This window comes from Azonexus sp. (assembly GCF_030824335.1).
Classification (GTDB): Bacteria; Pseudomonadota; Gammaproteobacteria; order Burkholderiales; family Rhodocyclaceae; genus Azonexus.
Genome location: NZ_JAVBXX010000013.1, coordinates 86,921 through 101,087, shown reverse-complemented (window position 1 = coordinate 101,087; position 14,167 = coordinate 86,921). Strand labels below are relative to the sequence as shown.

The following is a 14,167-nucleotide window of genomic DNA, read 5'->3' as shown; positions in this document are numbered from 1 at the left end:
GCTTTTTTACGATCATGGAAACAAAAGCTGCCCTTGGGGTTGAAGTGCAGATGTGGCCTTGCGGGAGTACAGACAGGAGTCGGATGTGAATATGCTTTTCGGTAGTGATAAATCGGACCAGCTTGTTGGTTCAGTGGCCGATGATTTGTTGATTGGCGGCCAGGCAGCTCAGACCTATGTCGATCGGGTGGGTGAATTGGTCGACGCGGGCGTCAACATCTCCGGTTATGTGTATTCCGGGTACGGTTCCCGGTCAGCCTTGGAAATCTGTCTGGATATCAGCTGGATGAAATTGGGATTCAGTGCCATGACGTCGGTTTTCATTGATGAGGTTTCCGGTGAGATGCTTGATCTCGAGACCTATCGCATTGTGGTCGAGCACGCGAATGGACTTGGCTTGTCGGTGATTTTCAATCCGGGCAAGGTACCCAGCCATGTTGATTACCTGTATTTGCCGGAAGTCATTGTGCTTGGCGAGGGACAGAAAGACATTTCGCCCATTCTTGCGACGGGCAGGGCGCTGGGCTATCCATCCGAGAAAATGGCCGCGCTTGAATACGGGATTGCCGAATCGGCGGTTGTGAGCAATGTGTCGCGTTTGTTTGCCAGCGGGGCCGGCTATGTTTATGCGACAGAGGATGGTGCTGGCACAAGTAATCCGTGGGATTCCTTGTCCGTGCATTTTGACCAACAGGTCGAGCTGGCCCAGACTTATGGCGGCAGGTTGTTGCTGCCGCTGTATGTCTCGCCGGACCAGACCATCTGGCCAGCCGTGGCAGCCGCCGGGGATGTTGTAACCGCCATCATCAATCCGCAGAATGGACCGCAGACTGGCAATGACGAGATTCTGGGCGGCGCGGGCAACGATACTTTGCTTGGGTTTGACGGTGCAGATTCGCTGTATGGCGATTTCGGCGATGACGCACTGGCTGGCGGTAGCGGTAACGATTTTCTGAGTGGTGGCGCTGGAAACGATATTCTGCTGGGGGGCAGTGGTTCGGATGTGCTGACTGGCGGAGCAGGTAACGATATTTTTCTGTTTCAAATGGCCGCGGAATCGTCTACCGAGGTGTTTTTGCGCGATGCTATTACGGATTTCACCAGCGGGCAGGACATGATTGATCTGACGGCGATCCGTGCGGATAGCAGCAAGGATTGGGACGAGCCGTTTTTTGAGTTGTTGCTTGATTACACCGAGTTTTCCGTGCCGGGCCAGCTACGCTTCGTTAATGGCGTGCTATACGGAAATATCGATACCGACGAGGCGGCCGAGTTTTCGCTTGCCCTGATCGGCGTCAGTGAGCTGTCGCTGGCGGACATTCTGCTTTGAGCGGCAGAGGCGGAGTTCTGGTGTTTTTGCGGGTACGGAAATATAGGGCAAATTCTGCGGTCGACCGCAGAATTTGCCCGAATTGTATTGGCTGGCAGATTTGGTGGCATCCGCGATGCCAGCAAATGGTTCCGGGTCAGGCCGGCAACAGCGCCCCACGCATTTTTTGCAGTGCCTTGACTTCGATTTGCCGGATGCGTTCGGCTGAAACCGAGAATTCGGCCGCCAGGTCGTGCAGTGTCGCCGATTCGCCATCGTGTAGCCAGCGTGCCTCGATGATCCGGCGGCTGCGCGGATCCAGCGTTTCCAGCGCTTCGTGCAGGCCTTCGTTGTGCAGGCGGTGCTGCGCCTTGTCTTCGATGATGCGCGTCGGTTCGTAGCGGGAGTCGGCCAGGTAGTCGATCGGCGCGAAAGCGTCATCGCTGTCATCGGGGCTGCCGTCGAGCGCCATGTCGCGCCCGGACAGCCGGGTTTCCATCTCGACGACTTCTTCCTGCTTGACGCCCAGACGTGCTGCGACTTCGGCCGCCTGTGTGCCGTTCAGTGTATCGACGCCTTCGTAGCCCGCCTTCAGACCGCGCAGGTTAAAGAACAGCTTGCGCTGCGCTTTGGTCGTTGCGACTTTGACCAGACGCCAGTTTTTCAGGATGTATTCGTGGATTTCCGCCTTGATCCAGTGCATGGCGAAGGAAACAAGACGTACACCGCGGCTTGGGTCAAAACGTTTTACCGCTTTCATCAGGCCGATGTTGCCTTCCTGGATCAGGTCGGCATGCGGCAGGCCGTAGCCTAAGTAGCCGCGGGCAATGGAGATGACCAGCCGCAGATGCGAAAGCACCAGCTGACGCGCCGCTTCCACATCGCCATCGTTGTGGAAACGCTCGGCCAGCCCGATTTCCTCTGCTTCGGAGAGCATGGGATAACGATTCGCGACCTGAATGTAGGCATCGATGTTGCCAACGGCCAAGGGGACGGGAAGCGCCAGGGCATGTGTCATAGCGTGAAATTCTCCTTCAACTGATTTGATTCATTTTAGCACTCGCTGCATCAGAGTGCTAAGTTGTCGAAAGAGTTTCCGGGGTGGTGATAAATTGTCTATCCTGAGCGTGCTTGGTAATTGGTAAAAAAACCAAAAACTCGTTTTTCGCGCATGCGGAAATAGTTAGCATATAGTCCCTGGCTCAAATCGTCATACATCGGTGGTGCAATTGAGAACACTCTGTCACGCATTGTTGCTCATCTGCGGTTTGCATAGCGGCTTGACGTTCGCCGGCCCGGATTGCGGGCGGACTTATACGCTGGCTTTGCATGATCACGGCCTGCTCTATTCGGCCGAAACCGACAAGGGCATCGACAAGGATATTGCCGAAGAGTTGATTCGACGTAGCGCTTGCAAGGTGAATGTCAGCCTGATGCCGCGTGCCCGCATATGGCAACTGATCGAGTCCGGGGCCCTTGATTTCAGCTTGTCCGGCATCACCAATCCGGAACGTGAGCGTTTTGCTGCGTTTGCCTGGTATGTCAGTAACAAGTATTACCTGCTGACGCGCAAGGATGCGGCGATTGGGCAAATCTCCGATTTCGAACGGAACGACAAGTTGCAACTTGGTGTGATCCGCAGTTTTCGCTACAGCGCCAATGCCAATTTGCTGGTTGATCGGCTTACCGGGGCGAATCGAGTCAGTCAGGCTGGTGGCTTGTTGCCTTTGTACGAGTTGCTGTTGGCCAACAAGATCCAGGGCATGATCATCGAGCCTTTCGATTATCCGGCGATCGAAACCAGGCGTATTCGTGACGTTACGAATATCGTTGAGTTCAATGATCCACCTGTGCCGCACGGCCTGATCATGTCAAAAAAAGCCTTGTCGCAGGAGGCACGGGAAAAGTGGCGTGCATTGATTGAAGAGATGCGTGCCGACGGCTCCATGCAGCGCATTTTCGAGCGCTATTTCAAGGCGGATATCGCTACGTCCATGCTTGAGTTTTCGGCCCCCTGATGCCGATGAATCGAACGTGGTGGTTGCCTCTGGGGATACTGATGGTTACCCTGGGGGTCACCTGGCAGGTCTGGAATCATGAGCGGCTTGGTACTCAGCGGCAACTGCAGACCCATTTCGAGCACGCACTGCTTGAAACGACTAGCCGTATTGAACAGCGCATGGGCGCTTATGAGCAGATGTTGCGCGGCGTGCAGGCTCAATACGCTGCAATGGGCAAGATTGATCGCAAGGGTTTGCAAGATTATGTGGCTTTGTTGCAGCTGGATGCCAATTTTTCCGGTGTGCAGGCGATCGGCCAGGTTGACTGGGTGTTAGCCGAGCAAAAGGCTGCACATCTGGGCAAAATGCAGCGCCTTGGATTCAGCGACTACACCATTCGCCCTGAAGGTCTGCGTGACGCTTACGCACCGGTCGTGCAACGTGAGCCCTACATCGGCCGTAACCAGGCTGCTTTCGGATTTGATGGCTGGGCCGAACCGATGCGGCAGCTTGCAATGGAGCGCTCGCGCGATTCCGGGATGGCGGCTATTTCCGGGAAGGTCAGGCTAAGTACTGAAACCGAGCCGGTCGAGCAACCCAGTTTTATCATGTATTTGCCGATTTATGCATCCGGCCAGCCGAGCAATACGCTGGAGCAGCGTCGTCGCCACTTCAAGGGGTGGGTGTTTGCTGCGTTTCGGATGAACGATTTGATGGCCAGCCTCTATGGCCAGCTTCCTCCCGGCATCGGTTTTTCCTTGCATGACGGGATAGAAATTTCCGGGCAGAGCTTGCTGTATCAGTCAGAGCAGCAGGTGGCACCGGTTGCCAGTATTTTGACTGCGCATGAATACCTGGTAGTTGGCGGGCGTACCTGGGCGCTGACCGTGATGGCTTCTGGCGAATTTGCCGAACGCTTTGGCCGTAGCGATGCGCCGTTGATTGCTATCAGTGGTGTCGGCCTTAGCTTGCTGCTGACCTTGCTTTCCTGGCTGCTGACGACCAGTCGTGCTCGTGCTTTGAGACTGGCACGGGAAATGACTGTTGAATTGCAGGAAAGCGTGCGCTTTGTGCAGATGGTGACCGATCATATTCCCGGCTTGGTGGCCTATTGGAACTCGGCGCTGCGCTGCGAGTTCGCCAATGCTCAGCATGAGGAGTTTTTCGGCAAGACAAAAGCCGAGATACAAGGCATCACCATGCGGGAGTTGATCGGAGCGCAGGCATTTCGGCAGCAGGAGGATTGCATCAATGCCGTACTTCGCGGCGAGGCGCAACATTTTGAAAGTACGCTAACCAAGCCGGACGGCAGCACCTGCTTTACCTACGCTTATTGTCTGCCTGATCGTCAGGGAGATCAGGTGAAGGGATTTTATGTCCTGATTTCCGACATTACACCGCTCAAGCAAGCTGAGGCGGCGTTGCGCCATTTCGCGTCGATTATTCAGTCATCGGAAGATGCCATCATCAGCAAGTCTCTCGATGGCATCGTGACCAGCTGGAATCCTGGGGCGCAATTGCTGTTCGGGTTTGCTGCCGATGAAATGATCGGCCGTTCCATGCAGTGTCTTTTTCCTGAGGATCGACAGGTGGAGGAGGCGGAGATTCTTGGCCGTATTCAGCGCGGCGAGCCCACTGAGCATTTTGAAACGGTCAGGCTGCACAAGGATGGGCGTAAAGTGGAAATCTCGGTAACGATTTCTCCTATTTTCGATTCCGCTGGTGAGATCGTCGGTATCTCGACGATTGCCAGGGATATCACGGCACAAAAGCTTGTCGAAACCGAGTTGGCAAAGCATCGGAATCACCTGGAAGCATTGGTGCAGGAGCGCACGGCAGCACTTTTGATTGCCAAGGATGCGGCGGAAGCTGCCAACCGGGCCAAGACCATTTTTCTGGCAACGATGAGCCACGAGTTGCGCACGCCAATGAATGCCATCATGGGCTTGACTGGTATTGTCAGACGCAGCTCGACGGATGCCAAACAAATTTCCCTGCTGGATAAAGTCTTGCTTGCATCGAACCAGCTTTTGGAAATCATCAATGACGTTCTAGAGTTGTCGAATATCGAGGCCAATCAGCTTCATCTTGAGCAACAGACTTTCACGCTTGGCGACTCGCTGGAACGTATCGTCCATCGCTTCAAGCCGGAAGCGCAGCGAAAGGATCTGCTACTGGCGGTGGTGCTTGACCCTGCTTTGGCCGGGCGTGGCTTGCGTGGAGATCCGGTGCGTCTTGAACAAATCCTCGGGAAGTTGATCAGCAATGCCATCAAGTTCACGGCTGCCGGTTCAGTCACCGTTTGCGCCGCTGTCAGGGAGGAAGACGCAACGCATGTTGTTTTGCGCTTTGAAATTGCCGATACCGGGATTGGTATCCCGGCAGAAGAGCAAGGCCGTCTGTTCTCGGCGTTTGAGCAACTCGATGGATCGACTACCCGGAAATTCGGTGGCACGGGGCTGGGCTTGGCAATCAGCAAGAAACTGGTGCAGGCAATGAACGGCAGCATCGGGGTGGATAGTCAGCTCGGTGCCGGCAGTACCTTCTGGTTCTCTGTGGCGTTCGCTACCTCGCTGGCTTGAGTCTGATGCGCATGTCTGCAGCGTGCTTGCCGGAGAGGATTGCGTAAATTGTTTTTCGAGCATGCTGAAGAAATGAAGCTCACGTTTTACCGCGGTCGTTTTGCGCCATCGCCGACCGGACCGTTGCATTTCGGTTCGCTGGTTGCGGCGCTGGCCAGTTGCCTGGATGCCCGTGCCCATGGTGGCGAATGGCTGGTGCGGATGGAGGATGTCGATACCTCACGCAATGTGCCCGGCGCGGCTGACGATATTCTGCGTACGCTGGAGGCATTTGGCTTTGCTTGGGATGGCCCGGTGCTTTACCAGAGTGCACGCTTGGCGGCCTACGCCGAGGTGCTGGAAAAGCTGAAGTCGCTTGGTTTGGCCTATGCCTGCGCCTGTTCGCGCAAGGAAATTGCCGAGTTGGCAAGGCGTCAGGCTGTCGATGGTGGCCTGGTTTATCCCGGACGCTGTCGTGCCGGCCTGGCGGCTGGGCAACAGCCGCGGGCCTGGCGCTTGTTGGTGGATGATCGTGAGATGGCATTTGATGATCGTGTGCAGGGGCGGATCGCCCAGCATCTTGAGTCCGATGTCGGCGACTTTGTGTTGCGGCGGGCCGATGGTTTGTTTGCTTATCAACTGGCTGTTGCGGTCGACGATCATTTTCAGGGGATTTCCGACGTGGTGCGCGGGGCCGATCTGCTTGCTTCGACGCCGCGCCAGATCTGGCTGCAAACTTGTCTCGGTTATGCCGTGCCGCGTTATGCCCATTTGCCGGTAGCGACGAATCCCGCAGGCGAGAAATGGTCGAAGCAGACCTTGGCGCCGGCAATCGTCGCAACGCAAGCGGCGGGTGAACTGGTACGGGCCTTGAATTTTCTCGGGCAGAGGACGCCAGCGGGCTTGGCCGGTGCGGCGGTGGGCGAGGTCTGGCAGTGGGCGCTGGCCCATTGGTCGTTTGCCGCGATCCCCCGGCAGTTGGCGATCAGCGTGGCGGCGAACTTGAGTCGTTCGGCGGATTGATCCGCTCTTCCTCCTGCCAGTGGCGTTCGCCATAGCCGGCCAGCCCGACCAGCAGGCGTACGGTGCTGTAGCTGAGCCAGCGCAGGAAGCGTGAATGCCATGCGTGTTGCCACATTTCGTCACGGCGCATTTCGCGGCTGCCATCGTGCATGGCATCGTGGATGCTGGCCCGTAGTTCTCCGGCAAACACCTTGTCGCGCACAATGAGGTTGGCTTCCTTGGCGAGCAGCAGGCTGAATGGGTCGATATTGGATGAGCCGACGGTTGCCCATTCACCGTCAATGACGGCGACCTTGGCGTGGAGGAAGCTTTTTTCGTACTCGAAAATCCGGAAGCCGGCGGCCAGCCCGGTGGCATAAAGGGTTTGCGCGGCGTAGCGCATCACTGGATGGTCGGTTTTTCCTTGCAGCAGGATGGTGATTTTTACGCCGCGCCGGGCGGCGGCGTAGAGGGCGCGACCGAAGCGCAGGCCGGGCAGGAAATAGGCATTGGCAATGAGGATTTCGTCGCGCGCAGTTTCGATGGCAGCGAGATAGGCGTGCAGGATGTCGTTGCGATGGCGGATGTTGTCGCGGATCAGGAAGGCAGCCCGCTGGTCGCCGGCAGGTGCGCAGCAGGGGCGGGCGACCGGTGTCAGGCGGAAGCGTCGTTTGAAATTGGCCCAGGTAACGATTTCCCACATGCGTCGGGCGGCGTGGTGAATGTCCGCCAGTACCGGTCCTTCGACCCGGACTGCATAGTCGTAGCGTGGGCGCATGTCGAGCGGGGCGTTGTCGTCATCGACGATGTTGATGCCGCCGACAAAGGCAATGCGGCCGTCGATGACGACTAGCTTGCGGTGCAGTCGGCGCAGGCGATGGCGGCGCAGGCGGAAGGGGCTGATTTCCGGGCGGTAGAACAATGTGCGGACGCCTGCTTCGGCCAGCCGTGGCTGGAAGTCGGTGGCGAAATTCCGTGCCCCGAAGCCGTCGACCGTAACATTGACCAGTACGCCGCGCTGGGAGGCAAGGCAGAGCGCGGTGGCGATTTCGTGGCCGACCAGGTCGTTGGCGAAGATGTAGCTTTCCAGGTGGATTTCCATTTGCGCACCGGCGATGGCTGCCAGCAGCGCAGGAAAGTACTCGCGTCCGGAATTGAGCAGCGTCAGCCGGTTGCCCGGGAAAAACTCAGTGCCCATGCCTCGTCAGATAAGCCGAGAGTGCTGCGTGGTCGGAAATGGCGGACCACGGCGCACCGTGATGTACAGTGGTTTGCCGGATGGTGAAACCGCGGACGTAAATGCGGTCCAGCCGGAACATCGGCATTGCCGCAGGGAAGCTGCGGACCGGTCGGCCGCCGGCATGATGCGAGAAAGCTTCGTGCAGGTGCAGGCGGCGCGCCAGGTGTTCGCCTGCCTGGTTGCGCCAGTCGTTGAAGTCGCCAGCGACAATCAACGGTGCATCGGGCTCGTCGAGGGCGTCGAGGTAGTCGGCCAGCGCATCCATCTGGCGGTTGCGCGAACGTCCAAACAGCGAGAGATGTACGCAAACGCAGTGTGCTGCCGGACCATTCGGTAACTCGATCCGGCAGTGCAGCATGCCGCGTTTTTCGAAATGCAGGTGGGTGACGTCCTGGTTGTGCGCGTGCAGGATGGGAAAGCGCGACAGAATGGCGTTGCCGTGGTGGCCGTGGTCGTAAATCATGTTGCGACCGTAGGCTGACTCCCAGACTTCATCGGCGAGAAACTCGTGTTGCGGTCGACTTGGCCAGGTGGCATGTTTCTCTGCATGCAACAGGTGCAGGCCTTGAACTTCCTGTAAAAAAGCGATATCCGGGTTGAGTTCGCGCAGGCGTTCGCGTAGTTCGTGCACCATCATCCGCCGGTTGAATTGTGAAAAGCCCTTGTGGATGTTGTAGGTGGCAATATGGAGAGAGGGCTGAGTCAAAATCTGGCTGTCCGATCGGGAGTGGCGCAGGAAGATGCCGCGCCGGCTCTCCAGATTATCAAGGATGGCGCTTTATTGCAGCATGAAGGTTTCGTATTCCAGACGATCAAGTTGCCGGGACAGCAGATAAAGGCCGGTACAGAGCGTGATCAGCACCGATAGCGCAAAGCCATAGCCGTACAAGGCGGCACCCACCACCAGGCTGATGCCGGTCAGCACGATATTCAGGATAACGAACTCCAGGCAAAGAAAGAGCACGATCCGTCGTTGGTCGAGGTAGAAAAATACGTTCAGGATGGCCATCAGGCCAACTTGCAGGCCGGCACCGATCACCTGGATGTAGAGCAGTGGCAGGTAAAGCTGGGAAATGCCGAGCAGATCAAGCAGGGAAGGACCGGCAACGAAGGTGATCAGGACGGCGAGCGTCTGGATCTTGGCAATTTCGCTGAGACCTTGCTGGATCGAATAAACCATTTCGTCACGCATGGTTTCGATGTATTCCAGCGAACCGCCGCTACGCACGGCATCGTAGAACTTGTCATAGAACTCGACGAAGTCGGTTTCGATGCGAACGAGGAAAACCGCCATGCCCGGGATGATCGACAGGTAGGACAGGAATACCGGCAGGTCGTAGATCAGTGAGGCACGCAAACTGCCGATGATGGCATCCGAGGTGGGCGGAAAGTACCAGAACATGAACTTGTCGACCCAGATGCCCAGGTTGTACAGGAAGCCGATGGCAATCATCGATGGGTAGAGCAGTTCCGGGCGGAGGAAGTCGAAAGCAATCAACGGGCCTTGCAGGCTGAATTCGCGGACGGTCATGATCCACATGCCGGCCAGCAGTACGAAATTGCCCAGTACAAAGCCGCCGAGCAAACCGTTCAGTCCCCACGGACGCAAGAGAAGTGCGCTGACGACGATCAAGGCGTAGGACAGTGCAAAAAGCGTCACGATGGCTTTGTAGCGCTTCATTCCCGACAGCAGGACGGTGAGCAGCCAGACTCCGCTCATCGAGGCAAAGCCGGCCAGCATGAGCAGACGATAGAGTAGCGTTTCGTCGGGTAGCGCAATGAACAGGGCCAGGGTTGCCAGGATGCCTGCCAGGCCGATCATCAGCAGCAGAAGACCGTGCAGATTGGGCAATACGAGATGGCGTTTTTTCTCGAACAGCCGATCGGAAATGAAGCGGGTGAAGGCCAGTTGAGCCAGGCCGGTGAAGATCAGGCTGGTGGCAACCAGATAGGTGACCGAAGTCTGGAACTGGGTGACCATGAAGGCTGGGACAACGACACTGACACTGAACAAACCGACGAGCAGGATGCCGACAATGGAGAATACCCAAGGGCCGGAGCCAATCACACCAGCGTAGGCGTAGGCTTCGATCAGCCCGATCAGCGTGTTTTTGCGCAGCAGTTTGCGCAGTTCGAATCCAATGCCGGCCATCAGTGCTTTTCCGGTATTTGGGCAAAGGCCTTTTGATAGACCTCGCGGTAGCGCCCGAACATCAGTTCGTCGGTGTAGTAGCGTTCGACGCGAGCAATGCCGGCCTGACTGGCGGCTTGCCAGGCAGCCGGGTCGCCGAGCAAGGCAATGGCGGCATCGGCCAAGGCTTGTGGGTCGGCAATATTGACCACGGCTCCGGAGGTGCCCAGGGCGCGATCCTCTTCGTCGAGTCCTTCGATCAGTTGGCGGCACGAACCGACATCGGTCGAAATTGTCGGTACGCCAGCCGCATAGCCTTCCAGAATGACCAGAGGCAGCGCTTCGCTGATCGAGGAAAGGATGGTCAGTCCGATCTTGGGCATCAGGTTTTCCACTTTCTGGAAACCCAGGAAGCGGACATGGTTTTCCAGGCCCAGACTGCGCACCAGGTCATGGCATTCTTCTGCGTAAGCCAGATCTTCATCTTCGGGTCCGGCGATCCAGCCTTCGGCATCGGGCATCTGGTTGACTACCCGGCGCATGGCCCGGACGAAGGTCTTGATGTCCTTGATCGGTACGACCCGGCCGATCAGGCAGAGCACCGGCGGTGGTGTTGCCGGCCGCAAGTCGCGCAGCGGGGCGAAACGTTTCAGGCTGATGCCGTTGGGAATGTTGAAGGTGCGTTCAGCCGCAGCACCGTCGGCTACTTGGCGTAGCCGGTTGGTTTCGTAAAGCGCGATGATCGGGTCGGCCGAGTCGTAGCACATCCGGCCAAGCCATTCAAAAAAGCGTATCCAGAGTTGGCGGAAATACGATAGTTCGGTGGGGTCGCGCTGAAAGACATTGCGGTTGTCGCGAATCCATTCGCTTTTGAACAGGTCGATCTTGCGTTCCTTGGTATAGATCCCGTGTTCCGAGAGTACCAGCGGCAGGTTACGCGTTTGGTGCAGCAAGGCGCCGAGAAAACCGGCGTAACCGGTGGATACGGAGTGCAGGACCTTGACTGGAATCAACTGGTCTGCCAGATGGGCCAGCGTCCACAGCGGCTGGTGCATGATGCGTACCGTCCAGAAATAGTCTACGAAAGACGGGTCGGAGCAGTGCTTCCTGTAGTGCTCACAAATGGATTCCCAAGCCAGTTCGCTGTGCAGGAAATCGTCGATGGTCAGTTTGCCGCCAGGCAGCATGGCACGCGCGATATCGCGAAAAGTTTCCAGGGCGCCGGCTTGTCCGTTGATCACCTTGAAGCGTTCGTGCATTTTGGTGGAAAGCGCAAATGCTTCGGCATCTCCGGCGCGTGAGCGCGGGATACTGGAGATGGTCGGTGTATCGTAAATGTAGTGTTCTTCCAGGTGCACTACATTGTCTGGTAACTCATATTTTGGCTCACCATAATCTTCCCGTCTGCTTCCCAGGAACACGATGGCAAAACGGTATTCCGGATAGGCGCGAATGATCTGGTTGACCCAGCTCGACACGCCGCCGCTGACATAGGGGAAGGTTCCTTCGAGTAGCAGGGCAATATCTGCTTCCCGGGCTTTGGGAAAAGTCATGTGGCAGTCCAGTAGTCAACGACCGGGCGCAGTTTTGGCAGACCGCTCCATTGGCTCAGTTCTCGCATCAGTTTGCGGGTGGCCGGGATGTCGTTTCGATCAAACGCAAGTTCGGCTAGATAAGGCAGGATTCGGGTGGCTGGCATGCCGAGATCCCGTGCTTTCAAATAGGAGAGTTCGGCTTCCTGCGGACGTTGTAGCTCGTGCAGCAGGCGTCCGCGGCGCAGGTGAAGCGGCGGTGTTTCCGGCTGTTTTTCGAGGGCCAAGTCGCAGTATTTCAGGGATTCGTGCAGGGCGTAGTCACGCAGGTCGCCTTGTGCCAGTTCCTGATAGATCAACTCCCAGTAGAGATCGGACAGGCGATGCGCAGCATCTGTTTTGTCGCTACTTGAAACGTTGGGGGTTTCTGCATTGAACTGCCGCAATGCTTCGTCGATTGAGCGGTTGATCTGCTTTTCCTTGTTGTCGAGCATGCCGTAGGCGAGCAGCCGGATGTCTTCATTCGGGTCACTCAGGACATCGCGCAAGAGCGGGGAGGAAACGCGCCCGGGTACATACTGCAAGGCAACCATGGCACCGAGCCGTGCGTTCATTGGGACCTGGCTGTTGCTTAAAAAGGTTTTCAGCCCGGCCTGCCGGAAACCGCCGCTTTGGCGCTGGTGGGGGTCGAAAGCCGGCAGGAGCAGGGAACTGAAATCGGCGCGATGCGCAGGGGTGTGATAAACCCGCAACAGGATAGTGGCCAGCACTGTACCAATGAAACCGAAAACCGGGATGGCGTAGCTGATCGACGTCATCAGGGCAATGATGGCGGTCCGCTCGCGTGTGCCTTTGCCGAGTGGCAGGAAAAGGTTGGCGCACATTGACAGAAGCAGGCTGGCCCCGGCATGCGTCAACAAATACCAGGCGAATGCAGCGCGGGGATAAGAGGCCATGAGAAAGGCCCCGTTCCAGGCGCTTAACTCAAGCAGCATCGCATAGATACCGAGCTTGTAGCTAGCCATTGCTCAGGTCTTGCAATCGTTGCATCAAATTCTCGGCCGAGGTGTTGGTGAGCGGGATGATGTGGGGGAATATGCCAACAGCAGCCAGCGATTCGCCTGCCTTCTGGTTGGCCCAGTTTTCCAGGCGTGCGATATAACCTTCGGCCGTGGATGATTCTCCGAGTGGCATCAGGGTGGCGAGTATTTGTTTTTCCTTGCCGACCAGGAGCCAGTTTTCATCGAGTGATCGTTTCATCCGGTCGATTTGTTGTGGCATGTCACTGGCGATGGCGCGTGGCAAAAACTCGAGTGCGACGACGATGCTGGCAATGCCGGTTGACTGGTGAAGATGCAGCAGGCGCCGGATTTCGAAAGCAAAATGCGTCGGGCTGTCCGGGTATTTTTCGAGTAGCGGTCTGGCCAGCGCTTCGGCAACCAGACCGTCCGTGTAATAGCTCAATAGCAGGTTGATGGTCTGCAATGCTTCTTCGTGCAGCGAGAAGAACGGCATTTTTTCCACCAGCAGCAAGCCGTAAATCTGGCCCGAGAGGTCGAGCAAAGGCGCAGCAATCAGGTAGCGGGTCGGATGGGTATCGTTATCTCCGCTGCTGACATGACAAAGACGAAGGGTTTCGAGTGCTTGCAGAACGAGCGGGTCTTTTGCTGCAATGTGGTCAATTTGGCCGATACGTGCCTGTGGCGTGGTGATCAGCTTTTCGTCTTCAACCGGATAAAGTGCTGCCGATTCAAGCTGGCAGTATTGTGCCAACAGCCGCAGCAGGGCGAGAGTGCCTTCAGGGCTGCCGGGAGCGTGATGGTCGCGCAGTGCCTGCAGTGCGTCACGCATCGACATCGGGCGGCTGATCAAGTCCTGTTCGAGGCGATCATGGGACAGGCGCAACAGGTAATAGCTGCGCGTCAGGTGCTCCATCCGTTGCTCGTGGTAACGCTGCTCGATTTCTGCACGGCGGGTACGTCCTTCCCAGATACTGGAAAACTCGCCGACCAGCATGACGAGAATCAGACCGCCCAGAAAACCCAGTTTCGGAAAGGTGTCGTAGTGACCGAAATTGATCGACAGCCAGGCCAGCAGGATGACTGCGGCGCCGCCCAGACCGGCGAGCGGTCCGTAACGTAAAGCGAGGATGGTCGGGGCGAACCAGGCCCAGGGAAATCCTGAGTGCATCCATAACGGGTCATCCGGGCTGAGCAGGAAGCCGAGGGCGATCACGACCAGCGGCAAAATCAGGATTTCCCCGATGATGGTGGCTGGCCGGGTTTCGGGCGTGCTCAGCCGACCGAGCATGGCGCCCGGAGAGGATGTCGGGTCGGATTGCTTGGAGATATCCAGGCGATCACGCAAAAGCGATCCTTGGTTCATGTCGACC

At 57.2% G+C, this 14,167-nt stretch carries 11 protein-coding genes; 4 read left to right on the top strand and 7 right to left on the bottom strand.

Annotated elements, in window-relative coordinates; genetic code table 11:
* Positions 1–91 precede the first annotated feature (91 nt).
* Complete coding sequence (locus tag RCI20_RS09795; RefSeq protein WP_306605030.1) at positions 92–1,330, top strand: spherulation-specific family 4 protein; 1,239 nt, start codon at positions 92–94, stop codon at positions 1,328–1,330.
* 136 nt (positions 1,331–1,466) lie between these two features.
* On the opposite strand, the gene rpoH is transcribed toward RCI20_RS09795, so the two are convergent.
* Positions 1,467–2,327: an RNA polymerase sigma factor RpoH gene (rpoH, locus tag RCI20_RS09790; protein WP_306604944.1), complete on the bottom strand. Its 861-nt coding sequence runs from the start codon at positions 2,325–2,327 to the stop codon at positions 1,467–1,469.
* A gap of 262 nt (positions 2,328–2,589) precedes the next feature.
* Here rpoH and RCI20_RS09785 point away from each other — a divergent pair, with 262 nt between their 5' ends.
* The 3 genes from RCI20_RS09785 to gluQRS are packed head-to-tail and all read left to right on the top strand — an operon-like array spanning position 2,590 to position 6,893.
* On the top strand, positions 2,590–3,327 hold the full coding sequence (locus RCI20_RS09785) for an ABC transporter substrate-binding protein (protein ID WP_306604943.1): 738 nt from the start codon (positions 2,590–2,592) through the stop codon (positions 3,325–3,327).
* A gap of 41 nt (positions 3,328–3,368) precedes the next feature.
* Positions 3,369–5,891, top strand: a complete 2,523-nt coding sequence (locus RCI20_RS09780; RefSeq protein WP_306604942.1) for a CHASE domain-containing protein — start codon at positions 3,369–3,371, stop codon at positions 5,889–5,891.
* A 39-nt stretch (positions 5,892–5,930) separates the two neighbouring features.
* Positions 5,931–6,893 (top strand): tRNA glutamyl-Q(34) synthetase GluQRS, encoded by a 963-nt coding sequence (gluQRS, locus tag RCI20_RS09775; protein ID WP_306604941.1) that lies wholly within the window; start codon positions 5,931–5,933, stop codon positions 6,891–6,893.
* Here the strand turns inward: gluQRS and clsB are convergent.
* From clsB to RCI20_RS09745, 6 genes are all read right to left on the bottom strand, one after another.
* The gene (gene clsB / locus RCI20_RS09770) at positions 6,856–8,070 is read right to left on the bottom strand and encodes a cardiolipin synthase ClsB (RefSeq protein WP_306604940.1); all 1,215 of its coding nucleotides are present in this window, start codon (positions 8,068–8,070) and stop codon (positions 6,856–6,858) included. The two genes, gluQRS and clsB, sit on opposite strands and share 38 nt — an antisense overlap.
* On the bottom strand, positions 8,060–8,818 hold the full coding sequence (locus RCI20_RS09765; protein WP_306604939.1) for an endonuclease/exonuclease/phosphatase family protein: 759 nt from the start codon (positions 8,816–8,818) through the stop codon (positions 8,060–8,062). The genes clsB and RCI20_RS09765 overlap by 11 nt, the downstream gene beginning before the upstream one ends.
* Before the next feature lie 72 nt (positions 8,819–8,890).
* The gene (pelG, locus tag RCI20_RS09760; protein ID WP_306604938.1) at positions 8,891–10,264 is read right to left on the bottom strand and encodes an exopolysaccharide Pel transporter PelG; all 1,374 of its coding nucleotides are present in this window, start codon (positions 10,262–10,264) and stop codon (positions 8,891–8,893) included.
* Positions 10,264–11,796: a GT4 family glycosyltransferase PelF gene (gene pelF, locus RCI20_RS09755; RefSeq protein ID WP_306604937.1), complete on the bottom strand. Its 1,533-nt coding sequence runs from the start codon at positions 11,794–11,796 to the stop codon at positions 10,264–10,266. Before pelF ends, pelG begins: the two co-directional genes overlap by 1 nt.
* A complete protein-coding gene (locus tag RCI20_RS09750) occupies positions 11,793–12,800 on the bottom strand; it encodes a lipopolysaccharide assembly protein LapB (protein ID WP_306604936.1) in 1,008 nt (335 codons plus the stop codon). The genes pelF and RCI20_RS09750 overlap by 4 nt, the downstream gene beginning before the upstream one ends.
* Positions 12,793–14,160, bottom strand: coding sequence for a PelD GGDEF domain-containing protein (locus RCI20_RS09745; RefSeq protein ID WP_306604931.1), 1,368 nt, complete (start codon positions 14,158–14,160; stop codon positions 12,793–12,795). Before RCI20_RS09745 ends, RCI20_RS09750 begins: the two co-directional genes overlap by 8 nt.
* Positions 14,161–14,167: the final 7 nt, after the last annotated feature.